Consider the following 26,887-nt stretch of genomic DNA (forward strand, 5'->3'; position numbering starts at 1 on the left):
AGAATTAAAACAATCCTAATTGTTCTTTGTCATCCTCTTCACCCGAATCTCCAGACTCCTTCTTCTCCTGATCTGTGGCATCTTTTTTCTTTTCCGGTTGTTTTACTGATTCTACTAATTCCACACCTGTTACTTTATGATTGCTAAGGCGATTCCCTACAGATTTCCACCCTTTCACATCAATAAGCATGTCCATGTCATACACCTTTTCCTCTACACCATCTTCAAGCTTAAATTTGACCTTAACCTGAGGTTGTTTTTCCGTAGACACTACAATTAGCTTCGATTGCTTATGGTCAGAAATAAAATTGAATTTCTTATTTAAGGTAGAAGTTTCGATAACGAACCGCTTCACATAATGCATTTTATGAATTCCATCGTAGTAAATAGAAGAAACCACACTCTCCGGATCGTATTTTTCTATTAGCAAGAGGTTCTCGGCATCAAACCTATTGGTCAATTCAAAGTTTGTCAATTCATAACTTCCATCCTTGAAAAACACCAACACCTTGTCTTCACCTAAGAAGTTGCCTACAAAATCTCCTCTTTCGTCAGTGTTTAACCTTCCTACCGAAGGATCAAAATAAATATCCAGCCCTCCTAGAGTAGAGACCCCTTCCATTTTGAGCTGAATTTTTCGTACTGGGTATTTGGTAAGAATATTTCCTTGTGCCCCCCGGCCTTTGATTTCTAGGTCCTTAAAGTCAAAATCAAAAACCTTGACCCTTGCTTTAGCTCCAGCCGTCAAAAAGACAGTAATGATCTCTGCTTCTCCATTTGCATTGGCTGTAAAGTACAGTACTTTAGACCCCTTGGTCCCTTTGGTGAGCACATATTCTCTGTCTCGGGTGACACTCAAAACCTGAAAGCGTTTGATCATGGTTCTCCCTGAGGCTCCATCCAAATAGATCAAGTTGTAAACCATGCGTTCATCTCCCTTTCGGAAGACAGCGACATGTATAATGTCCTTACCTACAAAACCCTTGTCCTGAATTTTGGTGACCATACATACTCCATCCCGTCTGAAAATAATAATGTCATCCAAGTCAGAGCAATCGCACACAAACTCATCTTTCTTCAATCCATACCCAACAAATCCATCAACCCTATTGACATATAATTTGGCATTGTTGGCTGCTACTACATTTGCAGCAATGGTATCAAAAGTTCTGGCTTCTGTTTTTCTTTCCCGACCTTTTCCATATTTACTCAATAAATTTTTATAATACTGAATGGCATAATCAGTCAAGTTTTCCAGGTGATGGTTGACTTCCTCTAATTCCTCATTAAGCTTTCGCATCAACTCATCCGCCTTAAAGGTATCAAACTTTGAAATACGTTTGATCTTTATTTCCGTCAAGCGGACGATGTCATCTCTTGTAATCTCTCTGTAAAAATCCGGTTTGAAAGGTTCTAATCCCTGGTCTATTGTTTCAATAACTGCCTCCCAGGTTTCGCACTCCTCAATGTCTCGGTAGATTCTGTTTTCAATAAATATCTTTTCCAGAGAAGAGAAAAGTAGTTTTTCTAAAAGCTCACCCTTCTTGATCTCCAGTTCCCTGTTCAATAAGTCCTTGGTCTGTAAAGTATTGGTTTCCAGAATTTGGTTGACCTTCAGAAAGACAGGTTTGTCGTTTATGATCACACATGCATTGGGAGAGATGCTGACTTCACAGTCTGTAAAAGCATAAAGTGCATCGATGGTCATGTTGGGTGATTGCCCTGGAGCGAGCTGAATCATAATTTCAACATCCTTCGCTGTGTTGTCAACGACCTTTTTAATCTTTATTTTGCCCTTATCATTTGCCTTGATGATGGAATCTATAAGGGAATTGGTGGTAGTCCCAAATGGGATCTCCTTAATCAAGAGGGTCCTGTTGTCCTCCTCTTCAATCTTAGCCCTAACTTTTACTTTCCCACCTCTGAGGCCTTCATTGTACTCAGAAAAGTCTGCATAGCCTCCGGTATTAAAATCAGGAAGGATATTGGTCTTTTTTCCTTTGAGTATCTGAATGGACCCTTCAATCAATTCGCAAAAATTGTGAGGTAAAATTTTGGTGCTCAAGCCCACAGCTATCCCCTCCACTCCTTGCGCCAATAGCAAAGGGAACTTAACAGGGAGTGTTACAGGTTCCTTTTTCCTGCCATCGTAGGAGAGTTGCCATTCAGTGGTTTGAGGGTTAAAGACAACCTCTAAGGCAAACTTAGACAAGCGTGCCTCAATGTACCTGGCAGCCGCAGCCCCATCCCCTGTTCTGACATCACCCCAGTTACCCTGGGTTTCAATAAGCAGTTCTTTTTGCCCCAAATTCACAATAGCATCACCAATAGAAGCATCGCCATGGGGGTGGTATTGCATGGATTGACCAATGATATTGGCAACTTTATTGAAACGGCCATCATCCATTTCTTTCATCGCATGCATTATCCTACGCTGAACAGGTTTAAGCCCATCCTCTATTGCAGGTACTGCACGCTCCAAAATAACATAAGAAGCATAATCCAAAAACCAATCCTGATACATTCCAGAAACAGGGACCGCATTGTGTAACCCTTCGTTTCCTTTCATTGGTAAATCTTTTTCTTCACTCATGAATTAAATTCATTTTTATTTAAGTAGTCAGATAAATCCCGAAACACTTAAATCTTATTTCCGAACCGAAAATATTAAGTTGATATTTTTTGAAACTGAACTTAAAAGGCCCATCCCTGATCGCTATGGTGATTTAAAACCTTATCGATTAATTTCAAATTGAAAATTAAATAAGAAATAGGGTTAACTTAAAATTAACCCAAGAAATGAGCTAGACCTTCTATGACAAGTGGCAAGTCTAAGCGACTTCCTTTTCATCTTCCTCCTCTTCATTGTCCTGCTCTGAAGCGCCAAGATCAAGGTCTTTTTCCACCTTCAATCTGCTTATAATAAACTCTTGACGAGTAGGTGTATTTTTACCCATATAAAAGCCAAGCAGGTCAGCTATTTTTGTTTCTTTGTTCAAGATAATTGGTTCCAGTCGTATGTCCTCACCTATAAACCCTCCAAATTCATTCGGAGAGATTTCACCAAGTCCTTTGAAACGGGTAATTTCTGCTGTTTTTCCCAATTTATGAATCGCATGTTGACGTTCTTCATCGGTATAGCAGTAAATGGTTTCTTTCTTATTTCTCACCCTAAAAAGTGGGGTATCAAGAATAAATAAATGCCCATTTTTGACCAAATCAGGAAAAAACTGAAGAAAATAAGTCATTATCAGTAGGCGGATGTGCATACCATCCACATCGGCATCAGTAGCAATCACAATTTTCCTATACCGCAACCCTTCAATTCCATCCTCTATGTTTAATGCATGCTGTAAAAGGTTGAACTCTTCATTTTCATAAACAACCTTTTTGGTCATCCCAAAACAGTTTAGCGGCTTACCTCTCAAAGAAAACACAGCTTGTGTCTGAACATTACGTGATTTAGTAATAGACCCAGATGCTGAATCCCCTTCCGTAATAAACAGCATGGTTTCATTTTTCTGTTCATCTTTGGCCTTATTGTCGTCATAATGCACCCGACAATCACGCAATTTCTTATTGTGGAGGTTGGCTTTTTTGGCCCTTTCATTGGCCAGTTTTTTTATACCGGATATTTCTTTCCTTTCTCTTTCAGACTGAAGAATCCTTTTAAGGATGGCATTGGCCGTATCCGGATGTTTGTGTAGGTAATTGTCCAGTTCTACCTTTACAAAATCATTTACAAAGGTACGTAAGGTAGGGCCATCAGGTCCTACACTCTGAGAACCCAACTTGGTTTTGGTTTGTGACTCAAAGACTGGTTCCATCACCCTTACAGCAATGGCAGCCACCACACCTTGTCGAATATCTGCAGCATCATAGTCCTTTTTAAAGAACTCTCTTATGGATTTAACAATGGACTCCCTAAAGGCTGCCAGGTGAGTTCCTCCCTGCGTAGTAAACTGACCGTTTACGAAAGAATAATACTCCTCTCCATACTGATTGGTATGGGTTAGGGCCATTTCTATATCACTGCCCTTAAGGTGTATGGTCGGGTATCTCCTACTGTCATCATCTACCTTTCTGTCCAATAAATCCAGCAGTCCATTTTGAGAGTAATATTTTACCCCATTAAAATTTATGGTTAGCCCACTGTTCAAGAAAGCATAATTCCATATTTGATTTTCCAGGTATTCTGGAATAAAATGGTAGTTCTTAAATACTGAAGAATCAGGAGAGAAAATGATCTTTGTTCCATTTCTCTCTGAGGTTTTAGTTATCTCCCGATCTTCAACCAACTCCCCTTTGTTGAATTCAGCTACCTTTGTTTGGCCTTCCCTATAGGATTGGACCATAAAATATTCAGAGAGGGCATTTACCGCCTTGGTACCCACTCCATTTAGTCCAACAGATTTTTGGAATGCTCCTGAATCGTATTTTCCTCCTGTATTGATCTTAGACACACAATCTACCACCTTCCCTAAAGGAATTCCTCGACCATAATCCCTAATTTCCACCTTATGTTCACTGATCTTCACCTCAATGGTGCGACCATTTCCCATCATGTGTTCATCAATACTATTGTCAAGGATCTCCTTTACCAAAACATAAATTCCATCATCCTGTGCACTACCATCTCCCAACTTGCCAATGTACATACCCGGCCTAAGTCGGATATGTTCTTTCCAATCAAGTGATTTTATACTGTCTTCGGTATATTGTACGTTTCCTGCCATATCTTAACTGTTTTCTACCTTAAACTGTACCCGTTTTAACCTGTTTCATTTTACCTACAAGTATGAAAAAGAGTCCCATCACCCAAATAATTAATAATAAAGGGACAAGGTAAAAGAAGACATTGTATTCGGTACTCTTTATTTCATTCTGATTGGTAAGACTATGGATGAAAAAAACCATAATGCATGTACATACATTTAAAACTCCGATAAAGGAATAAATCCACGCCAAGATACGATCTCTATATTTATCACCTACTGGAAAAAGTCGCAGCAGAGAGGCATTACTTTTCATTTCTATCATTTTACCTGGAATGATCAGCAATACATTGTAAATGAAAAATATTATTACAGTAATGTAAAAGAAGTTTTCCTTGCTTAATTGTTTCATAGGCAAACCTTTGCTGTTTTGCTCATAAGTAGCAAAGTCAGGCATGGATGCGTATGCATACAAGAAAACAAATAAGAACATTCCAATTGATAGGAAGTAAAAGAATTTAGCAAAGCGGGTGTACATAATTTTTTATTTAGGCAGCAAATATAAAAATTAATCCAGTACCAAAAGCGGAAAGTCTAAACGCCTTTAAGAAAAGAAAATTTAAGCCGTTGGTATTTACCTGAAATTCAGGATCCGGTCTTCCTCATTGCCGATTCCGTGAATTATTAATTTATCTTTTTTTACTGTGACGATTGCGCCAAGAGCAGGCGTTTCGGCTTCTACCATACCTAAAAAGGTGAGATGGTGCATACCGTTATCATCCTTGAAATAATTCCCTGCATGGTGATGTCCCGACAACCATGCCACCATGGCTGGAGACCCTCCTATCCGGTCCATAACTTCCTTATGGTTAAGTAAATGCAATCCATTTTCAGGCAACAGCGGATAATGACAAAATGCAACAACGTGTTTTCCATCCTTTTCAGCATTTTGTACTATTGACTCCATCCAAGCCAACTGTTCTTGGCCAACCCCTCCATTCCAGGGTTTTACATTATTGGCTCCTCCCTTTTCCAATTTTTCCATCATCTCTAGGGCTTGTGTGTGATTTTTACTCCCTTCAGTGTGACCTCCCACACTGATGTCCATTCCATTGACAACCATAAATACCATGTTGCCCATTTCAAAAGAATGGTAACCTTTTTGGTTATTTATTTTTTCTCCAACCCTTTGTTTGAGGCTATCCAAAACAGAAAAATCATGATTTCCCCAGATAAAGTGGAATGGCGCTTCACTATCCTCCAAAATCGACAAAGGAGCATCAAAACTCTCAAAATCACGGTCAATCAAATCTCCTAGATGCACAGAGAATTCCAAATCATAAGCATTAAGGATAGGTATGGTGCGTTTTAATGTTTCCAAGGTACCTCGATAATTGCGTTTGCCGACTGTTTCTACATCAGCATACTGAATGTCTGATAGCACTCCGAAGGAAAAACTATCCGTTTGTTTTTTGGCGTCTAATAATTTTATCATTTGATCAGCATATCTCTCTCCAATTAAAATTTGACTTGGGCTATCAAAATGGGTACTATCAAAAGCGGTTGTACCATAGGACAGAGCCACGCCTGTGTTAGGCATTTCTTGAGGAAGGTTAACTAAAAAATCATTCAACGGCTTCCTTACAGGTTTATCTTCAGACAATTGCCCTACAACAAATGGCAATTCAGGTAAATTTAAACTGTCCCTAAAAGCGGTAATCAAGTGACCAATTTTCCCTAGGTATTGGTCTGCTTCCTTCACATCACCTTCCCCTTGGTGCCAGATAATTCCTTTTATCTCACCACTTTCGGCTGCTAGCCTTGCACGAGAGAGGATCTCATTGAAAAACAATGTGCCGGGCATCCACTCAGCGATAACACTTCCTCCCTTTGCATTGACCACAAGTCCAATTTTTCTCTCTGGACTTTCACTTTGCATTTTTCGGGCAAAACCATATACAGGGCCGAGGCGCTGCATACTTACTACTTTTCTTACACTTGAATACAAGTTGAGCGGATTGACAGCGGGTATCCATTCCTTCCCCGTGAAAAGATAAACACCTTCTAAAGGTGCTTTTAAATCGGGGAGAATTTCTGCTCTTCCAGCCATGTTGGATTGCCCTATGGCTAGGTAAATATCCAAGTCTTTGGCTTCTTGGGCCTGGAGATTTATAGCAAATGGCAATAGAAATACTAAAAATACAAATTTCTTAAAAAGAGCAGACATAGCAGTGATTAAATTATAAATGGGAATTAAGGCCCTAAGATTAAAAAATTTCCCTTACAATTGCCCGTTTTTACTCTGCTTTTTGCAAAAGTTCTTCTAGTTTTTCTTCAATCAAGGGAATTGACATGTACAGCTCTAAGAAATTGTCAATTATAAAATACCTGTCTTGAAATTTATTCTTCCAATAAGGGGTATTTAAAACTGCCTCCACATTGAAATCAAGGTGCTTGGGTTCTTTGGAAAGGCTATATTGAAGTTCACCAGAAGAACTAAGGATACCTGCACCATAAGCTTTAAGCTTATTGCCCTCCCTAATCAAACCGAAATCAGCTGTATACCAATAGACCCTTGAAATTAATTCTATAGCCAAGGGATTATCTATAAACCGCAATGCTGTGTTGGCCAATTGCTGCAAAAACCCAGAAAATGTAGGATCCATCAGCATAGGCAAATGGCCAAAAGCATCATGAAATAAATCCGGTTCAAGCAGGTAATCCAGTTCATCTATTTTCCTAAGCCAGGAGGTGACTGGAAATCGCTTGTTTTGTAGTAATCTAAAAAACAATTCATCACTTACAAGCCCTGGAACCACCTGTATTGTCCAACCTGTGGATTCATTCAATCGGTAAGAGGCATCCTTTAGATTGGCAATACTTTTTGATGAAAAACCTATGGCCTCCATGCCTTTTATCACTTCCATAGCTGCTGAATCAGGTAAATTCTTTGCCTGCTTTTCAAAGAGCGTTTCCCAAACTTTATAATCTTCTGGCTTATAAGTCCTAAAATCCTGCTGCAACAAAGCCAAACTGGGGTCGGAAAAAATCCCTTTGGAAAAAATATTCCTCCTTTTATAATGATCAAATTGATTTGCCATGGGTAAATATTCACTAGTTGGTTTAATATCTTTACTTAAATGTTAAACGAAAAATGTCAACTAGGGATTATAAAAATGGTTTGGTTTTAACTTAAATTATGAAATAATACAGCAATTGACTGACTATTTTTTCAAGATTAGGTTAAAACTAAAAATTGAACTCATTAGGTACCAATCTGTTATATTTTCTTACTTCCATCAAATAAGGCTAGGTTAGCAATACGATAATTTCTAACCTTAAATATTAGAATTACATCTAGTATATTGGACTTGCTGAAAGGTCGAAAAATTAAGTGAAAAATGAATCAAATCAGGGAATATTTTAACCAATTAATTGGAATAAATGATAGTGATTGGGCCCTATTTTCTTCTAAACTAAAAAAGGGGGAATTTGCTAAAAAAACACCACTGTTAAAAGTGGGGCAAACTGAGAAGTACCTTTCCTTTATAGAAAAAGGCTCGGCCCGATTCTATTTCCCTGGTGAAGATAAGGATTTGACCTTTGGATTTTGTTTCGAAGGTCAATTTGTAAGTGCATATGATTCTTTTTTGACCCAAAAACCCTGCGGATACCAAATAGAAACCATGACCAAAACTACGCTTTGGAGAATTTCACAGAAAGACTTAGAATTCATTTATGCCAATACAAGTATAGGAAATACCATAGGTAGAAAAGCTGCTGAAAATCTTTTTTTGTTAAAATCAGAAAGAGAACTTTCCTTTTTGAATGAAACAGCTGAGCAAAGGTATAGGTCCCTATTCAACAAACGCCCTAAACTAATCCTAGATATTCCTCTTAAATACATTGCCTCATACATAGGGGTTACTCCTCAAGCGCTAAGTAGAATTAGGAGACGAATTTCTTAACTTGGGTTCATTGTAGCGACTAGGAACTTTACCCACCTTTGTATAAAAAAAAGATGAAACCATTTATACTGTTAATCGCTGTTACAATCCTTGCCATAGGCTATATGAAGCTAGTATATGGTGTTTATAATTTCTCTCTATCTGCTAGAATTGGCTTTTCGGCCATGCTACTTTTTACTGCACTGGGCCATTTTTTGTTTACAGAGGGCATGGCAATGATGATTCCAGACTTCCTCCCCTTTAAAAAAGAGCTTGTTTACTTTACAGGCTTAATTGAAATCATGGCTGCCATTGGCTTACATGTGCCACAATTTAGGTTGGTAACTGCCTGGCTATTGATCCTGTTTTTCGTGTTGATTATACCAGCTAACATAAAAGCTTCTATGGAACAAATTGATTATCAAAACGCCACCTTTGAAGGAAATGGATTAGAATATTTATGGTTTCGAATTCCCCTGCAAATCTTATTTATAGGTTGGGTGTATTTTTCATCGATCAGAATTTAAATCCAATTGCCATAGTTCGATTTAACCCGAAATATGCAATAGACATTCTATTACATAATCTGGGTTTAAAATTTTTGAAGGGGGATTTTATTTTTTTTTGGGCGAGCCAATGATTGGCAGATGCATTTCTGTTTTCCATTTCACGTTTAAAATCCCCATTTCTTGCCCTAAAGGGGAATTTTGTACTTTTAGGAATTACAGGTGCGTAGCTGATTTTGAATTTCATCAGACCGGTACAAGGAAACCAATTAAGCTTTTCTTCCCCATTTCAGAAGATACCCCTTCAAGTGGGTAAGGGGAATTACTACGGGAATTTCCTACTATTACTAGCTTTATATTTTAGAATGTTTGCGTTGAAATCCCCCTTTCTTGCCCTAAAGGGGGATTTTGTGCTTATAGGAATTGCAGGTGCGTAGCTGATTTTGCGTTTGGTCCAGTCCTCTTAATGTAAATCAAAAGTCTTTCTCACTTCAAAAATTTTCCTGATATAACCTATCAACTCACTACTTTGAGTAAAATTCAAGGTTTGCTGCCCATCAGAAAAGGCTTTATCCGGATATTCATGCGATTCATAGATTATACCGTCTGCTCCTGCCATCACTCCTGCCAAAGCCATTTGAGGTACAAAATCCCTGATTCCTATACCATGTGAAGGGTCTACTACAACAGGTAAATGTGATTTTGATTTAAGAATTGGAACGGCATTCAAGTCCAAAGTATTCCTACTTGCTCTTTCGTAAGTACGGATTCCTCTTTCACAAAGAATTAGTTTCTCGTTGCCCCCTGAAAATACATATTCCGCAGATTGAAGCAATTCTTCTATAGTACCTGAAATCCCTCTTTTAATAAGGACTGCTTTATCAATTTTCCCTAATTCATCCAGCAAATTAAAGTTTTGTGTGTTGCGGGCGCCTACTTGAAAAACATCTACATAATCATGCATTTCTTCAATTTGAGATACCTGCATGACTTCTGTTACAATTTTTATCCCAGCTGCCTTTGCATGTTGGTGCCAAAGTTTCAAACCTTCCATACCCAAACCCCTAAAGGCATAAGGGCTGCTTCTTGGTTTGAAAACCCCACCTCGCATCATGGTGACCTGATTCTCTTTTAGGTGGGCAATTACACGCTCTATTTGCTCCTCTGACTCTATGGAACAAGGACCGGATATAATGGCCATGTCACCGTCTTTGATTGCAATTCCATCACCAAGGTCAACACTAGTAGGCTTGGCTTTCCATTTTTTAGAAACCAGCTTGTATTCATCAGAAACGACATGGATATCCAAAATCCCCTCCATTGCGCCAATTTTCCTAATGTCATAAGTTGCTTTCCCTATACCTATCAGGTAATTCCCCGCCTGGGTTTTAACTTCGGTAACCTTATAACCTATACTATTGACTTTTTGAATTAGATTTTCTTTGGCCTGTGTACTAATATCAGAAATTAGCTGTATGATCATGATAGAATGCCTTTAATAAATGTATTGATTTCTTCTTTTAGGTTTTTTGCTTCACGCAAAACATTAATGAAAGCACTACCAATAATTGCGCCTTGGGCATGTGAGGAAGCCGTTGAAAAGGAAGCCTTGTCAGAAATTCCAAAACCTATAAGCCTTGGGTTTTTAAGTCCCATTTCTGCTACCCTTTCAAAATAAGCTATTTGTTCGGGGCTAACGTCTTTTTTCGCTCCAGTTATGCTGGCAGAAGAAACCATGTATATGAAACCATCTGTCTCTCTATCAATCTCACGGATCCTTTCCGGGGAGGTTTGAGGAGATATAAGGAAGGTGTTTCTTAGATTATACGCTTCAAACAATCCTTTATAAGAATCGATGTATTGCTTCATTGGAAGATCAGGAACAATTAAGCCATCTACCCCAACCTCTTGGCATTTTTTACAAAAATCCTCCATACCATATTGAACTATAGGGTTTAAGTAGCCCATCAGAATTACTGGTATTTTTAATTTCCCTCGTAACTCTGCCAATTGGTTAAACAAGATTTTAAGGGTCATTCCATTGTTTAATGCAATGGTATTGCTGTCCTGTATGGTTGGTCCATCGGCTACGGGGTCAGAATATGGGATTCCAATCTCAATTATATCGGCTCCCGCGTCCTCTATGGCCTCCATAATACTCATGGTATCATTCAGGTTAGGATAGCCTGCAGTAAAATATATTGAAAGAATATTTCCTTCCTTATTTTTAAATAATTCTTCTATTCTATTCATAGCCATTAGTAATTCCCCCATTTAATATACGTTTCCAAATCCTTGTCACCTCTTCCGGACAAATTGATGACAATTGTATCAGATGCTTTGTATTTCAGCTGGTTCAATGCAGAAAGAGCATGTGCAGACTCGATGGCTGGAATAATACCTTCCAACCTGCTTAATTCTATACCTGCTTTCATGGCATCTTCATCCTCAACAGCCAAAAACTCACCTCTTCCTGAGGCAAATAAATGCGCATGAACAGGACCTATTCCAGGGTAATCCAAGCCTGCGGATATACTGTGCGGCTCTACTACTTGCCCATCTTCAGTTTGCATCAACAAAGTTTTACTTCCGTGTAAAATCCCTGGTTTCCCCAATTGGGTAGTGGCAGCTGATTTTCCGGAATTCACCCCTAATCCTGCTGCTTCTACTGCGATTAAACGAACCCTCTCATCATTATAGTAATGGAAAAATGCTCCAGCGGCATTGCTTCCACCCCCTACACATGCTATGACAATATCAGGATTATCCCTTCCTTCTTTCTCCAATAATTGAGTTTTGATCTCAGCGGAAATAACGGACTGAAACCTGGCTACCATTTCAGGGTAAGGGTGAGGACCTACCACTGATCCGATGATATAATGCGTATCCACAGGATTGTTTATCCATTGACGCATGGCTTCATTGGTAGCATCCTTTAGGGTTTTACTCCCGGAGTTGGCGGGCACTACCGTGGCACCAAGAATTCGCATTCGCTCCACATTTGGTTTTTGCCTCTCCATGTCTATTGCCCCCATATAGACCGTACATTCCATGCCCATTAGCGCACAAACCGTGGCTGTTGCCACTCCATGCTGACCTGCTCCAGTCTCAGCTATAATACGTTTTTTATTTAGCTTTTTAGCTAGGATAATCTGACCGATGGTATTGTTGATCTTATGAGCACCTGTATGACAGAGGTCTTCTCTTTTAAGGTAAATCTTAGCTCCGTATTTCTCTGACAACCTTTTGGCATGAAACAGAGGTGTTGGTCTCCCTACATAATCTTTTAGGAGACTATCAAATTCTGTTTTAAAAGCTTCGGAAGCCATAATCTGCTCATAATTTTCTCTGAGCTCTTCTATATTAGGGTACAGCATTTCAGGGATATATGCTCCCCCAAAATCACCGTAAAATCCGTTTTCATCAATTTTTATCATTGGTATTTAATTTTTCTTTGATACAACATCATCTTTAATTGCTGCTGTAAATAGCTTTATCTTTTCCAGGTCTTTAATGCCTTTTGAAATCTCAAATTTTGAATTGATATCTATGCCTACCATGGCAGGGAATTTTCGGAAACAATTTTTAAGACTTTCGGTATCCTCAGGGGCTATTCCTCCACTCAACAAAAAAGAGGTTTTAAAAGGATAATTATTCAATAGCTCCCAATTAAACTGGTGTCCGGTGCCTCCATAAGAGGGCCCATCAGTGTCAAATAGAAAATAATCAACCAGTGCTTCGTAGGGTTCTAGCGTCTGCCAATTCCAATCTGCCCCCACACGAAAGACTTTGATAAGCTTCACATTTGATTTTTCTCTGATCGCTTTAAGTTGCTCCGGAGATTCATCTCCATGCAACTGCACCATGGACAAGCCATAATCAGTTACTTTCTTTAGGATCTCATCGGTATTCTCATTGACAAAAACCCCCACTTTATGAATGCTCAATTGCTTATAAAAGGTAGGTTCTTGACCGAAATTCGGCACATAGCGCCCTGATGGCGGATAAAAGATCATCCCCATCCAATCTACCTCATTAATATGTGTCAATCCTGAAATATTCTCTGGATCGGCCATACCACAAACTTTGAGAATCATGCCTTTACTTGCTCTTTTGATGCCTTCAATAATCGCCTGTACTGCTGCATGAAATTATATGCTGCTTGATGAGGCCTAATGGTTTTCATGAAATTTTCCCCAATCAAAAAGCCATCATAACCAGCATTTTTCAATTGGACCAATTTGGCAGGATCAGAAAGTCCACTTTCAGATATCTTGGTAAATGTATCAGGAATTGCTCCCACCAAATCCAAAGAGGTTTGGGTGTTTACCTCAAATGTTTTCAGGTTGCGGTTATTCACACCCACTAAATCAACATTTTCATTGAGGCTTTGTTCTAATTCTTCCTTATCATGAACTTCCAATAACACTTCTAATCCAAGACTTTTGGCAAAGGCCGCCAATTCAAAAAGTCTTTTTTGAGGTAGTGCCGCAGCTATTAATAAAATACAATCAGCTCCTATTGACCTGGATTCTATTATTTGGTACTCATCCACCATAAAGTCTTTGCGGAGAATTGGGCAGAAATTAAACTTTCTGGCCAAGCCAAGATCCGCTTCACTTCCACCAAAGAAATCTTTATCTGTTAAAATGGACAATGCTGAAGCTCCAGCCTGCATATAGCCAATGGTAGTTTGCTCCACCGTTGCTGTTCCATTGATCAATCCTTTTGATGGGGATTTTCTTTTAAATTCGGAGATTATACCCGTCTTTTCAGGATCAGTGACATACTTCTTCATCGAAACCACCTTCCCTTCGAAGAATAGACTTTTCTCCAATAATTTTTGTGGATACAAGGCTTTCCTTTCGGCTATTTCCTCTTTTTTTCGGGCAATTATTTTTTCCAGTATATTCATTTTCAACTGATATTTATAGAGGTTTTTGGGCTAATCAATTCTTTGAAAACCTTAAGAGCTGTCCCATTCTTTAATGTTTCAGTAGCCTTGTCTCTAGCTGTTTCAAGGCTCCAACTTGGTTTGGAGGTAGTCAGGGCAATTGCCGCATTTGCAATTACCACTGCTTCTTGTTCAGCACTCCCCTTACCTTCCAATATATCCATAAAAATGGTAGCGGATTCCTTGATGGTTTTTCCTCCTTTAATCGTTTCAGGCATTATCGTTTTAAAACCCAATTCTTCAGGGCTGATTACTTGCTCGCCACTGTTGGATATCCATTTCAAATCTCCTGTTAAAGAGACTTCATCATAGCCATCAAGGGCGTGAAGTACACTAAACCTGACATCATTGTTTTGGTACAAATACCCATACAACCTTGCTAATTCAAGGCTGAAGACGCCTACCAATTGTTTTTTAGGGAAACTAGGGTTGACCATTGGGCCCAACATATTGAAAAAGGTTTTAACACCTAATTCCTTTCTAACAGGACCAATGTGCTTCATGGCCGGATGAAATAGAGGAGCATGTAGAAAACAAATCCCTGCCCTATCCAAACTGCTTTTCAGTTTGTCAATATCATTTGTAAACTCATAACCAAAATATTCAAGTAAGTTGGATGAACCACAAATAGAGGACACCCCTACATTGCCATGTTTTGCCACAGGCTGACCTGCACCTGCTACAATAAATGATGCCAAAGTGGAGACATTAAATGTATCCTTGCCATCACCTCCCGTACCGCACAAATCAATAGCATCATACTCAGGGATATCTACGGCTATGCATCTTTCTAACATGGCCTCCCTAAATCCCATCAACTCTTCAACCCTCACACTACGCATCATAAATATGGTCAGAAAGGCTGCCATTTGACTGGTATTAACCTCACCAGAAGTCATCTCTTTCAATACCCCCTTAGCCTGCTCTTTGTTAAGGGTTTTATGTTCTATTAGGTGGTTAAGTATTTCTTTCATTGATTAGTTATTTTTTTTGCCCTCAAGCCAGTTTCTGATTATTTGTACACCGTGTTCTGTAAGAATACTTTCAGGATGAAATTGCAAACCTCTAACATCAAATTTCTTGTGTTTGACGGCCATAATTTGCCCATCCGGAGTATTAGAGATCACTTCTAGTTCCTCTGGAAGGATAGTCGCATCTATTACCCAACTGTGGTACCTTCCAACTGTGAAATATTCAGGCAAACCTTCAAATAATGGGTCAGCTTTAATTTTAATCTTGCTAGCAACCCCATGCACTACTTCCGTAAGGTTAATCAATCCTCCTCCGAAAGCCTCTCCGATGGCTTGATTTCCGAGGCATATTCCCAATATATCTTTTGTTGGTGCATATTTCTTGATCAATTCAGGCATTATACCCGCTTCTGAAGGAACGCCAGGACCAGGGGAAAGCAAGATTTTATCGTAGGCATCCACTTCCTCAAGGCTTATTTTATCATTTCTAATGATATCCATCGACTCTCCGTATCCCAACTCTCGGATAATATACACCAAATTATAGGTGAAAGAATCGTAATTGTCCAGTACCAGTATTTTCATTTGTAAATCCTTTTCTAGTAAAATTTAAATTGTCTCAGCGGACTTCAAGGCAACCCTAAGTGCCTCCAGTTTATTGCTTACTTCCTGAAGCTCACTTTCAATAGAGGACTTGGCCACTACCCCTGCTCCTGCCTGAAATCTCAATTGATTGTTTTCCGATACAAATGATCGAATTAAAATGGCATGGTTAAAGTCTCCATTAAAGCCTAAGAATCCAATGGCCCCACCATAGAATTTTCTAGCACTATTTTCAAGCTCATCAATAAGTTCCATGGCCCTGTATTTAGGAGCACCAGAAAGGGTGCCGGCCGGGAAGGTATCTGCAACTAGTTGTAATGGATTAGCTCCATTGGGCAATTCTCCTGTAACTTTGGATACCAAGTGAATGACATGAGAATAGTATTGTATCTCTTTAAAAACCTCAACATTTACTTTCTCAGAAGACCTACTGAGATCGTTTCTGGCCAAATCAACCAGCATTACATGTTCAGAATTTTCTTTAGGATCATCGAATAGCTTAACTGCCAGTTCTGCATCTTCTTTGTCATTTCCTGTACGTTTGAAGGTGCCAGCAATAGGATAAATTGTAGCCTTATTTCCCTTTACCACAATTTGTGCTTCCGGGCTACTACCAAATATCTTGTAGGAACCATAATCAAAGTAAAACAGATAAGGAGAAGGATTTATGGAACGCAATGCCCGATAAACATTAAACTCATCTCCTTTGAACCCTGTGGAAAATGAACGTGACAACACTATTTGAAATACATCTCCCCTAAAGCAGTGTTCCCTTCCTTTAGCTAATATGTCAAGAAACTCATTGTCAGTATAATTGGAACTTTCTTTTCCATCAAGACTAAAAGAATAACTTGGTATATTCTTATTGTTGAGTATCATTTCAATCTTTGGGATACCTGACTGCTCTCCGTCTCCTTCCAGATAGTGTTCGAAAATATACAGTTCATTTTTGAAATGATCCACAACGATCATGTTTTTATAAACCGCATAGTGAATCAAAGGGGTTGAGCTTGGCTTCGGATTATTGATTTGTATGTCTTCAAAAAAGCTTACTCCATCATATTGAATGTACCCAAACAAGCCATTTGTAATAAACTTAAAGTCTATCTTTTCTTCCTCAAAAGAATTCCCAAACTGCCTAAGCTCATCCATGATATTGTCCTTTTTATCAAGTTTCTTTACTGAGGTAGGCTCCCCGGGTAAAGATTGGTGAACTTCATCATTGATTAAAGAAAAAGTAGCCATTGGTTCGCAACATATGTACGAATAACTGTTTTCATTTCCATGATAATCAGAACTTTCCAACAATATCGTATTGTTGTACCTATCACGAATCTGAAGGTAGATACCCACCGGGGTGATGGTATCCGCCAATAGTTTTTTATACCGGGTTTTGATTCTTATTTTATTCATTTTTTGGGTATTTAAAATAAAAAAAAGGCTTGCCGGGAGTCCAGCAAGCCTAAGTATATCTGATTGATCAAAATTTGGCAATAGTTAGCTGTTTCCCCTTTAGAAGAAGTAAGAAAGCCACCACCAATTTTGATTTTGTTTTTTCATAACGATCAACAAATATAGAAAAGGGGGATCATTTTAAAAAGGTATTTTAATTTAATTTTCAATTCAAATTACCTAAAGGAAAGTTAAGCCATTATATCCCTCCAAATTTGGTTTGGCTTACAATTCCTTTTAAGGTTTTAATTCTTGGGCTATCGCTTTTTGATCAATGGCCTCAAATCTAGATTTATGACTTAAGAATTCAGGTACCATTTTCTTCATTTGCCCTACCAAGGTCATTTCACCTTCATTGCCTTCCATATCCATCAATAATGCGATTTCTAGATTTACTTCATTGAAATTGCCAGGTCTTACCTGGGCTATCTTGATTTTAGGATGATGCGTTTCTAGAGATTTCTCCTGATCATTTAGCACCTCTTCATAAAGTTTTTCACCAGGTCTTAAGCCTGTGATTCGGATCATGATATCCTCATCAGGTTTTTTGCCACTAAGGTGAATCATTTTTCGAGCCAAATCTATAATTTTAACCGGCTCCCCCATGTCGAAAACAAAAATTTCACCACCATTTCCCATCACACCCGCTTCCAATACAAGGTCACAAGCTTCAGGAATGGTCATAAAATAACGGGTAACATTCGCGTCAGTAACCGTTAAAGGTCCTCCCTTTTTAATTTGTTCTTTAAACAATGGAATTACTGAGCCATTTGAACCCAAAACATTCCCAAATCTCGTTGTTATAAATCGGGTTCCACCATTGGAGGATTCCCTTAATTTTTTATCAAGGCTTTGAATATACATCTCTGCAATTCGCTTACTGGCTCCCATCACGTTCGTAGGATTCACTGCCTTGTCCGTACTCACCAAGACAAATTTCTCCACACCATATTTCACGGCCAAATCTGCCACTGTTTTAGTACCCAATATATTGCACCTAACCGCCTGCACAGGATACCTTTCCATCATTGGCACATGCTTGTAAGCAGCAGCATGAAATATCACTTCCGGCCTATACGTTTTCATTAAGTGATCCAGCGTAGCTTCATCCGTAACATCAGCCAAAACGGTTTGAAGTCCTAAATCCTGAAACTCACTTTCCAAGCGAATTTCTTGTTCGTGAAGCGGAGATTCAGCTTTATCCAGCATAATTAGAAAACCAGGATTGGCACGTGCAACCTGCTTACATATCTCACTACCTATAGAACCTGCAGCACCTGTCACCAATATGGTCTTGCCTTGGAGATAACTGGCTACATTTTTATTTTTCAACATAATGGCATCCCTGCTAAGGAGATCTTCAATATTTACCTCTCTAAGGCTACCTGTTTTAGCACCGCCATCAACCCATTCATTTACAGGCGTAATGGTAAGCGCATGTATATTAAGTGTGATACATCTATCGATTATTTCTCTTTTTCTAGCAGGAGAAAGCTCAAGCACAGAGATAATCAACTCTTTCACTCCCTTTTCTTTCACCAAGGTATCCAATAATTCCAGTCCACCGTGTACCCTTACGCCTTCAATTTTTTTCTTTTGTTTGGACGGGTCATCATCCAAAAATCCATGAACGTTAAATTTATATTGGCTACTTTTTGATATGGCTTGGTGAATCAAAATACCTGCTTCTCCGGCACCAAAGATTAAAACATCCTTTTCCGGTAAATCTGGTTCTACTTTGTTCTTGATAAGCCTAAAAACCTCCTTAACAAAAAGTCGGTACACCATCAAGAGGGACAAGGAAAGCACTGAAGTTATGACCAGTACGGATAAAGGAAGAAAATGCATGCCGGGTACTACATACATACTGTAGCCAATATCCAACAAATAAGCCAAAACTCCGGTTATCACTGTGGTACGTAAAAGCAATAAGCCATCACTTAGGGATGTATGCCTAACAATGCCCACATAACTCTTTGTGAAAAACATGACCAGAGATCCGATCAATAAATAGGCAACCGCTGCCCTGCCTACCTGATAATCAGCCAATGCGACCCAATCAAAATTGGCCCTAAGCCAAAATGCAAAAATCGCACATTGAAACATAATAAATCCATCCAGAAAAGCGATAATCCATCTGGGTAAAATGTTGATTTTTTTGTTAAAGTTGATCATAAAAAAGGTTGGTTATAAAAGTCCCATAAAATGGGGCGTTTCTATTAATCTGGGAATTAAGTCTTGTTAAAAATTGCTCAAATTAAATTATTCATCTTTGAATCTATAAAAACTAGCAACCTCAACAAACCCTTTTAATACGCTAGTTTTAAACCAATTAGCTCAAATAAAATTGATTGAAGTTACTGAAAAATCCTAATAATTATAAACTATTTGCTTATTTTTTGAAATCCTACCGTTACCGTAAAAATGAACCATTCGCATAATTTTCAGAAAAGTGGTATGTGAATAAAATGATTAATTCTAGTTTAATTTTCAAAGCGATTTTAATGAAAAACCAATTAAATTCTAAGCCTTTTTAAAACTCCCCAAATATACTAAAATAACTTAAAATGTACTATTAGCAATAAAAATGGAACTCAAACAATTCTTTATTTTTTTTATGTGATTTAAACAAAATTTTCGTTTGAATACTGATTTATACTTTTCACACAGTATTTATTGCATTTCTCTTTAAAAATTTCTTGAGATAAAAATTAAAATTTTATAGAAATAAATTATTTCTCTGAGAGAAAAATCCTTACAAATAGAGTGAAATAAAGTTTTATTTTCACTTCCATAGCCAAATTTTGTAATAGGCTAAGTGGTATATGTATCGATAAAATAGGGAAGTAAGGGTAACGAGAAGAGAAAAAAGCAACCAGAATTTGGACTATAGAACTGAAGTTTAGTCCTGTTGAACAGGAATGTTAATTGAAGGTAGCATAGAAACACTTGATATTGATTGGTTTCAACCTATAGTGCTAAGCCTGTTGTAAACCTCTGCGTGGATGGGGTATAAAAGAAAAAATTAATGCTATAATGGTTCCAACATAATGTTGACCATTGCATAAAAGTGGTGCTAATTCACCTGATTATTCTATTAAAAAAACAAAGTCACTAGGCTACGGTAAATGGTCTGTATAACCAACCGCTTATCAAAAAATAATGATGAGGCCTTAATAGTCAGAAGATTTAATTTTTAACGATTAGGATAATATACTAAGTCAAGGCAAAACAAGCCATATCTCCCATCTAAATTTACCTTAAGGCATGAATGTATTAAACCTTTTTATCCAAATCCTCATAAATGGAATTCTTACTGAGGAACTCCGGGATAATTTGTTTCATTTTGAGGACAACAGAAGTATTGTCATGATGCTTATTAATAACGAGCAATTCACTAATCGCTGCATTAGCTTCCCTATAAGGGTATTCAAGTACTTTGGCTATGCTAATCTTGTGATGATGTGTGGGAAGCGTTAATTCAGCAGAAGAAAGTAGTTCCTCATACAACTTCTCTCCAGGCCGTAAACCGGAGTACACAATATCAATGTCCTTACCTTCTTCTAAACCCGCCAGTTGGATCATTTTTTTGGCTAAATCAACAATTTTCATAGGCTTACCCATATCAAAAACAAAGATCTCACCACCTTTACCCATGGTGCCGGCTTCCAATACCAACTGAACGGCTTCCGGTATGGTCATAAAATACCTTGTAATATCAGGATGGGTAACTGTTATTGGTCCACCATTCTTAATCTGCGTACGAAAACGTGGTATTACTGAGCCATTGGAACCCAAAACATTTCCAAACCGCGTGGTAATAAACCTTGTTTTGCAGGTTTCCAATCCATTAAGAGATTGGGTATAGATTTCTGCCAATCGTTTAGAAGCACCCATAACATTGGTAGGGTTAACTGCTTTATCAGTAGAAACCATTACAAATTTATCCACTTCAAAAAACGCAGACAGATCGGCAATGTTTCTTGTCCCTCCTACATTCACCGATATGGCCTCAAATGGATTGTTTTCAATCATTGGCACATGCTTGTAGGCAGCAGCATGATAGACGATCTGAGGCCTACACACATTGAAAAGCTTGTGCATCCTTTCATAGTTGCTCACATCTGCCAGGACTACTTCCATTTTAGCGTTTGGAAATTCATCTTCCATGGCCAGTTGTATCTCATGCAAGGGTGATTCTGCATGGTCGCACAATATCAGCAAGGCAGGTTTGTAAGAGAGCACTTGTCGGACAATTTCAGAACCAATAGATCCAGCAGCACCAGTCACCAAAACCCTTTTACCTTCAAGGTCACTTTGCACCTTTTGTTGATCTATTACAATTGGTTTACGTTGTAACAAGTCCTCAATTCGGAGCTTTTTGATCTGCTTACTTGGCAGTTCGGCAGAAAGCCAGTTTTTAGCCGGTGGTATGGTGAGCACTTTAATTCCCAAACGAATGCATCTTTCAATCACTACCCGTTTTTCCCTTTCATTCAGGTTTTCGTTGGTGATTAACAGTTCCTGAATATTTTTTTGCTTTTCAAGCCTGCCAAGCTCTTTAATATGATAGACTTTCTTTTGCTCAAGGTAATTATTGAGCATACTTCTATCTGTACTTATAAATCCTTCCACTATATAGTGGATGTCGGGATCATTGGTCAATGCCTGTTTAACCAATACCGCATTTTGATCAGAGCCAAAAATCAACACCCTATGAATTGCTCTATTGGTCATTTTACTCATCAGAATTAGAAAAGTCGCTTTGGCCAATAATCTAAAGGCTATCAATAAAGTGGAGACAATAAAGAAATTAACGAGCAAGACCAACATCAAAAACCTAGTATTCAATGAGATCCAGCGTTGCCCTATACCATAATAGAAAACAATAAACAATAAGGTAAAGACCAATGCGGCTACAAAGATATGGAAGAGGTCTGTGGAATTTGAATACCTAAGCAGTCCAGTATGCAGTTTTGAAAAATAAATCACCGGCAAGGCTATGGCACAAAAGCAACCGGTCACCAATATATAAGGTACAAACTCCATTTGGTCAAAACCAAATCCACCAATGATTAAATAGGCAAAAGAAAAGGAAGCAAATACTATAAAAATATCCACCGATAAAATGAGCAAAGGGTGAATATGTTTGTCGTTCTTTAAAAAATTCCTGAGTGGGTTTAATTTTGATGTTAGCACTTTTTCCAAATCTGTTGAAATTTAAACTAATAATTAAGCAATATATATACCGAAATTATGAACTAAGTAAATATAATATAAAACCCATAAAACTATAGTATTCAGCGAAAAATTACGAAGTAGTTAATTTATTAACTAACCTAATAATTTCACTTAAAGCAATAGCCAAGCTACAATCAACCCCAGTTTAGGCGTTAATTTATACAATCAAATCAGTAACATACCCTATTGTTAATAGGTACTTATTCTTAGATCACCTTAATAAGGCAGGATTTTATATTTTCCGAAACCTTATATAGTTCAAGCGGGGAAAGGGTTCAAACAAGCCATTTTCAATCAAACCATCTAAAACATTATTTTAAAAGAATATGACCTTCATGTACCTGTTATAAATAAATCCCCAAATAAGTTTTGATCTATATTACTACGATTTTTTAGCTATGAAAACTCCTATTTTACGGGGTTTATCGTAAAATAGAATTTGAAAGTATAAAAACTATTCCTGATCGTTTATTGAAATTAATTGACAAAGAAACAAGATAAATAGTACTTAAAACTATTTTTATCCTATAATCAACCGCAAATATACTGTATTTACCTGAAGAGTCTTTCTCTTTAGGTATTATAAATAATAAGGGTATTTAAAAATGTACAAAATTGAAAGGACTAGAAATTCTTGGTAGCTTATTAGTCCAATTCTATAATTAAAATACTTTTAGAGGCCAGAAATAGGCCATTAAAAAATAGTGAAAATGATTTAATCTTGTCTCCTCTTAATAGCCCCATCCGGAAGGTTCTTACTTACTACTGCGCCTGCAGCTATTGTGCACCATTTCCCTACCTTCACACCTGGCAATACCGTACTGTTTGCACCTACAAGTGTACCTTCACCAATTTCAGCGCCCCCGCATAAAGTAGCTTGTGGAGCTATATGTACATAATCTCCTACTACACAATCATGATCTACCGATGAGCTGGTATTTACTATCACTTGTTTGCCAATAAATGTGTTTACTTTTACTATGGCTCCTTCCATTATTACTGTTCCTTCACCAATTGTAGTACGTCTGCTAACAATTGCTGACTTATGCACTATGATACCGAAACTGGTTCTTTTCTGAAACTTCTCTTGCAAAAGCTTTCTGCGCTTGTTATCTCCAATCGCAATAAACAGTGGTGCATCAAATTCGAAATCCTCAGGAACAGGCCCATTCACTTTAAAGCCAAGTACATCTTTAATTTTAGGGTCATCATCAAATACACCTGAGATTTTTATATCAGGATCCAAAATGTCTATTATTGCTCTCGCTTGGCCTGAGGCTCCGAATATATACATGTAAAATTGAGGTTTGAGGTTAGAATTTTTAGCCCGTAAATCTTTCTGCACTCACGGTATTGTTAAAATTTATATTTTCCCGCATAAGAATGGGCTTGACCGTCCAAAGCAAAATTTTTAGATCCAATAAAAAATTTTTATTGCGAACGTACCAAACATCATATTTGAATTTTGTGTTCCAATCAATGGTATTACGCCCTTTCACTTGTGCTAGACCAGTAATTCCAGGCAAAACCTCATGTCTTTTATTTTGCTCCGATGAATACAAAGGCAAGTATTCCGGAAGTAGAGGTCTCGGACCTACAAGGCTCATTTCGCCTTTTATCACATTAATTAATTGTGGCAATTCATCCAAAGAAGTTTTTCTTAAACCCGCACCAATTGGAGTCAATCTGTATGCATCTGCCAAAAGATGACCATCAGCACTGCAAGTATCCGACATGGTCTTGAATTTAAGCAAATAAAAAATGTTTCCATTTTTACCAGTTCTCTTCTGTATAAAAAAAACTTTGCCCTTGTATTCCCAAAAAAGCACTACAGAAATAAACAGCATAATTGGTATAAAAAAGACAAGCAAGACAAAAGAAACTATTAAATCAAATAACCGCTTAGTCATAATCCCCTCATTAAACCGATTTCTCAGAGTTCCAGATTACCTCTTTATGTAATCTATAAACAACATTGATAATTCTATCAAGGTCCATCTCAACCAATCCTGATCCGCTTGGTAAACAAATACCATTTGAAAACAAATTTTCTGCTATGTCACCTCCAGAATAGCTTGCTCCCTTATACATGGGTTGGAGGTGCATTGGTTTCCATAAAAATCTGGATTCAATCCCATCCTTTAATAGAAATTCTCGCAAGTCAGTAACTTCAAAACCGGTAATTTCCGGATTAATAACGATGGTAGTCAACCACCTATTAGAAAAATAACCTTCAGGCTCTTTCAAGAACATTACTCCCGGTAAAGAAGCTAAATTCAATTTATAATAATCGTAAATGCTTCTTCTTTTTTGGATTCTGTTTTCCAACACTGCCAATTGTGCCAAGCCAATACCAGCAGAAATATTGGTCATTTTATAATTGAACCCCATTTCAATATGTTCAAAATGAGGGAAATCTAATTTTGCCTGTGTAGAAAGGTATCGAGACTTTTTTTCCCAAAATCTGTTATTGGTCAATAAGGCACCGCCACCTCCTGTGGTAATGATTTTGTTCCCATTGAAGGAATAGATGCCTAAATCTCCAAAAGTCCCGGTAAACTGGTCTCCAATTTTTGAGCCCACGGACTCTGCTGCATCTTCTACTAAAGGAATGTCATAAGTCTTGGCTACTTCTAATAACCTGGGCCAATTTGCAGGCATACCAAAAAGGTTAACAACAATAATAGCTTTTGGTTTTTTACCTTTAGCAATACGTTCTTTTATGGTTTGTTCTAATTTCTCAGGACACATGTTCCATGTGCTTTCCTCACTGTCCACAAAAATCGGTGTGCCACCCAAATACAAAATCGGATTTGTAGAGGCTATATAGGTAAAGGTTTGGCAGATCACTTCATCTCCCACTCCCACTCCTAACAAATGTAGTGAAAGATGAATGGAAGAAGTTCCTGAGTTTAAGGCTACAGTGTGTTGGGATTTAAACCGGTTTTCAATCGCTTGCTCAAATTGCCTGATAAAAATTCCATTTGTAGCTATGTTTTCTTGATCTAAAGCACGCTGTACAAATTCAATTTCCTCACCTGTAAATTGAGGAGAAGACAAATAAATTTTTCCTTTTTCTTTAGTCATTTTTAAACATTTGCTACCCGCCATAGTAAAAGGATAGAAGGCAAATCTAAGCGATTCAGAAACAATACCAAAAGGTTTTTTTTAAACTAATAACGCTTAAACTCTAATTTTAAAATCAACAAAATCCAATTACAGTTTTAATTATTGAACATACACTTTTCCTAATTTAAAATTTAATTTTTAAATTTTTGATAAAAAGTAAAATTTAGCTGAGTTCAATATTTTTTTCTGCAGGCTTGGCATATTTACGTAAAAAATAATAAAAAAGAAGTAAAATGACAACAAAAATCAATCCGGGTACCCATTGAATTTCTTCCAAACCAATGGCATATAACCAGAGAAAATTAATAAACAATTGCAAAAATGCATAGGCAAATGAAATGACCAAATGATTGAATCCTTTTTCATTGGCAAGGTACTGATACAAATGAGTACGATGTGGTTGGAATATATTTTCCCGTTTGGACAAGCGGACAAAAATGGTCATACAAGCATCTACTCCATACAAACTAAAGAAAAACAAATAAAATGGATTTCCCGTAATAAAAACAACTTTAATCATCAGGTAGCCTAGTACCATTGCCATACTAATACTACCTACATCACCAGCGAAGGTTTTGGCCTTTTTACGAACATTAAACCAAGCGAAAATAACACATGACATGCCTACCAAAACGATCAATTCCTGATCTGAAGCCAAGAAAGGAAGTTGATAGAATGTAAGCAGTGAAACCAGGGCATATAATACCGTAATTCCATTGATGCCATCCATAAAATTAAATAAATTGGTCCACCCTATCAATAAAAAGAAGAGGACCGGAATCCAGTACCCTAAGGAGGTACCCTGACTGATGTCAAAGATTAATAGACCTGTCGCTAATAAATGCACGGTAATTCTAGGCAGTTGATGCAAAGGCTGAATATCATCTACCATACTCACTACACCTACCAGCAATATTCCCAAAGCCAATGGCCATGTTGCTGCCCCCATTACCCAAGCTAGAAAAACAGCCAATACAAATACAACTCCCCCTCCTCTGATCGTAGGTTTGGTATGAGAGGAACGTTCATTGGGTTTATCTATAATGGCAAATTTCTTCGCAATTTGAAAATAGACTAGCTGGGCAGCTAAAAGCAATAGAAAAAGAATAAAATAGTACATAAAAATTTGGTTTTGGAAGCGCAAATATAAGGAAACTTTAAAAAACTCTAGTGTCAGTGGTTTATTATTGATTTGAGTTCGGGTTAGAGAACAGGCTAGATCGTCAAAATCTCAAAGGGAAAGGGAAATTCAAGAACAAAAGATTTGGCTAAAGCCAAGGATATTTATAGAAACTATATTACCTCCAGCTGAAGCAGGAGGCAATTCATTAAAAAGGTGGCTGTATAGTGTATCCAACTGAAGAAATAA

General features: G+C 37.7%; 21 protein-coding genes. 2 read left to right on the forward strand and 19 right to left on the reverse strand.

All coding sequences use genetic code 11. The annotated features are described in order from the left end of the window. Positions 1 to 4: 4 nt before the first annotated feature. The 5 genes from AC13EX_RS09485 to AC13EX_RS09505 form a co-directional block, all read right to left on the reverse strand. Positions 5 to 2,593 carry a DNA gyrase/topoisomerase IV subunit A gene (locus AC13EX_RS09485; RefSeq protein ID WP_482892481.1) on the reverse strand — a complete coding sequence of 863 codons (2,589 nt, stop codon included), beginning with the start codon at positions 2,591 to 2,593 and terminating at the stop codon, positions 5 to 7. A gap of 238 nt (positions 2,594 to 2,831) precedes the next feature. Then, a complete protein-coding gene (locus tag AC13EX_RS09490; RefSeq protein WP_048642677.1) occupies positions 2,832 to 4,736 on the reverse strand; it encodes a DNA topoisomerase IV subunit B in 1,905 nt (634 codons plus the stop codon). Positions 4,737 to 4,755: 19 nt separating this feature from the next. After that, positions 4,756 to 5,253, reverse strand: coding sequence for a hypothetical protein (locus tag AC13EX_RS09495; RefSeq protein WP_048642676.1), 498 nt, complete (start codon positions 5,251 to 5,253; stop codon positions 4,756 to 4,758). A 96-nt stretch (positions 5,254 to 5,349) separates the two neighbouring features. After that, the gene (locus AC13EX_RS09500; RefSeq protein ID WP_482892482.1) at positions 5,350 to 6,942 is read right to left on the reverse strand and encodes a sialate O-acetylesterase; all 1,593 of its coding nucleotides are present in this window, start codon (positions 6,940 to 6,942) and stop codon (positions 5,350 to 5,352) included. 70 nt (positions 6,943 to 7,012) lie between these two features. After that, the gene (locus AC13EX_RS09505; protein WP_482892483.1) at positions 7,013 to 7,816 is read right to left on the reverse strand and encodes a phenylalanine 4-monooxygenase; all 804 of its coding nucleotides are present in this window, start codon (positions 7,814 to 7,816) and stop codon (positions 7,013 to 7,015) included. 300 nt (positions 7,817 to 8,116) lie between these two features. Here AC13EX_RS09505 and AC13EX_RS09510 point away from each other — a divergent pair, with 300 nt between their 5' ends. After that, the gene (locus tag AC13EX_RS09510; RefSeq protein WP_048642673.1) at positions 8,117 to 8,683 is read left to right on the forward strand and encodes a Crp/Fnr family transcriptional regulator; all 567 of its coding nucleotides are present in this window, start codon (positions 8,117 to 8,119) and stop codon (positions 8,681 to 8,683) included. Between the two features lie 53 nt (positions 8,684 to 8,736). Further along, positions 8,737 to 9,189, forward strand: coding sequence for a DoxX family protein (locus tag AC13EX_RS09515; RefSeq protein WP_482892485.1), 453 nt, complete (start codon positions 8,737 to 8,739; stop codon positions 9,187 to 9,189). A gap of 442 nt (positions 9,190 to 9,631) precedes the next feature. On the opposite strand, the gene AC13EX_RS09520 is transcribed toward AC13EX_RS09515, so the two are convergent. From AC13EX_RS09520 to AC13EX_RS09585, 14 genes are all read right to left on the reverse strand, one after another. Further along, positions 9,632 to 10,651: a bifunctional 3-deoxy-7-phosphoheptulonate synthase/chorismate mutase gene (locus tag AC13EX_RS09520; protein ID WP_339709673.1), complete on the reverse strand. Its 1,020-nt coding sequence runs from the start codon at positions 10,649 to 10,651 to the stop codon at positions 9,632 to 9,634. After that, a complete protein-coding gene (gene trpA / locus AC13EX_RS09525) occupies positions 10,648 to 11,421 on the reverse strand; it encodes a tryptophan synthase subunit alpha (protein ID WP_482892486.1) in 774 nt (257 codons plus the stop codon). Before trpA ends, AC13EX_RS09520 begins: the two co-directional genes overlap by 4 nt. Positions 11,422 to 11,426: 5 nt before the next feature. Then, on the reverse strand, positions 11,427 to 12,605 hold the full coding sequence (gene trpB, locus AC13EX_RS09530; protein WP_339709667.1) for a tryptophan synthase subunit beta: 1,179 nt from the start codon (positions 12,603 to 12,605) through the stop codon (positions 11,427 to 11,429). Positions 12,606 to 12,611: 6 nt separating this feature from the next. Next, positions 12,612 to 13,265, reverse strand: a complete 654-nt coding sequence (locus tag AC13EX_RS09535; protein WP_482892487.1) for a phosphoribosylanthranilate isomerase — start codon at positions 13,263 to 13,265, stop codon at positions 12,612 to 12,614. After that, positions 13,262 to 14,083: an indole-3-glycerol phosphate synthase TrpC gene (trpC, locus tag AC13EX_RS09540; RefSeq protein WP_482892488.1), complete on the reverse strand. Its 822-nt coding sequence runs from the start codon at positions 14,081 to 14,083 to the stop codon at positions 13,262 to 13,264. The genes AC13EX_RS09535 and trpC overlap by 4 nt, the downstream gene beginning before the upstream one ends. Before the next feature lie 2 nt (positions 14,084 to 14,085). Then, positions 14,086 to 15,096, reverse strand: a complete 1,011-nt coding sequence (trpD, locus tag AC13EX_RS09545; RefSeq protein ID WP_048642665.1) for an anthranilate phosphoribosyltransferase — start codon at positions 15,094 to 15,096, stop codon at positions 14,086 to 14,088. 3 nt (positions 15,097 to 15,099) lie between these two features. Beyond that, a complete protein-coding gene (locus AC13EX_RS09550; protein WP_048642664.1) occupies positions 15,100 to 15,678 on the reverse strand; it encodes an anthranilate synthase component II in 579 nt (192 codons plus the stop codon). 24 nt (positions 15,679 to 15,702) lie between these two features. Next, positions 15,703 to 17,109, reverse strand: a complete 1,407-nt coding sequence (locus tag AC13EX_RS09555) for an anthranilate synthase component I family protein (RefSeq protein ID WP_482892489.1) — start codon at positions 17,107 to 17,109, stop codon at positions 15,703 to 15,705. Positions 17,110 to 17,385: 276 nt separating this feature from the next. Next, positions 17,386 to 19,323, reverse strand: a complete 1,938-nt coding sequence (locus AC13EX_RS09560) for a polysaccharide biosynthesis protein (protein ID WP_482892490.1) — start codon at positions 19,321 to 19,323, stop codon at positions 17,386 to 17,388. A 1,101-nt stretch (positions 19,324 to 20,424) separates the two neighbouring features. After that, complete coding sequence (locus AC13EX_RS09565; RefSeq protein WP_482892528.1) at positions 20,425 to 22,347, reverse strand: SDR family NAD(P)-dependent oxidoreductase; 1,923 nt, start codon at positions 22,345 to 22,347, stop codon at positions 20,425 to 20,427. Positions 22,348 to 23,104: 757 nt separating this feature from the next. Beyond that, on the reverse strand, positions 23,105 to 23,683 hold the full coding sequence (locus tag AC13EX_RS09570; RefSeq protein WP_339709648.1) for an acetyltransferase: 579 nt from the start codon (positions 23,681 to 23,683) through the stop codon (positions 23,105 to 23,107). 28 nt (positions 23,684 to 23,711) lie between these two features. Beyond that, entirely contained in the window at positions 23,712 to 24,299 is a 588-nt protein-coding gene (locus AC13EX_RS09575; protein ID WP_482892491.1) for a sugar transferase, read from the reverse strand. Between the two features lie 10 nt (positions 24,300 to 24,309). Beyond that, complete coding sequence (locus AC13EX_RS09580) at positions 24,310 to 25,476, reverse strand: DegT/DnrJ/EryC1/StrS family aminotransferase (RefSeq protein ID WP_482892492.1); 1,167 nt, start codon at positions 25,474 to 25,476, stop codon at positions 24,310 to 24,312. 205 nt (positions 25,477 to 25,681) lie between these two features. Continuing rightward, positions 25,682 to 26,638, reverse strand: coding sequence for an MraY family glycosyltransferase (locus AC13EX_RS09585; RefSeq protein ID WP_482892493.1), 957 nt, complete (start codon positions 26,636 to 26,638; stop codon positions 25,682 to 25,684). Between the last annotated feature and the right edge of the window lie 249 nt (positions 26,639 to 26,887).

Source organism: Cyclobacterium sp. L-R (assembly GCF_056859355.1).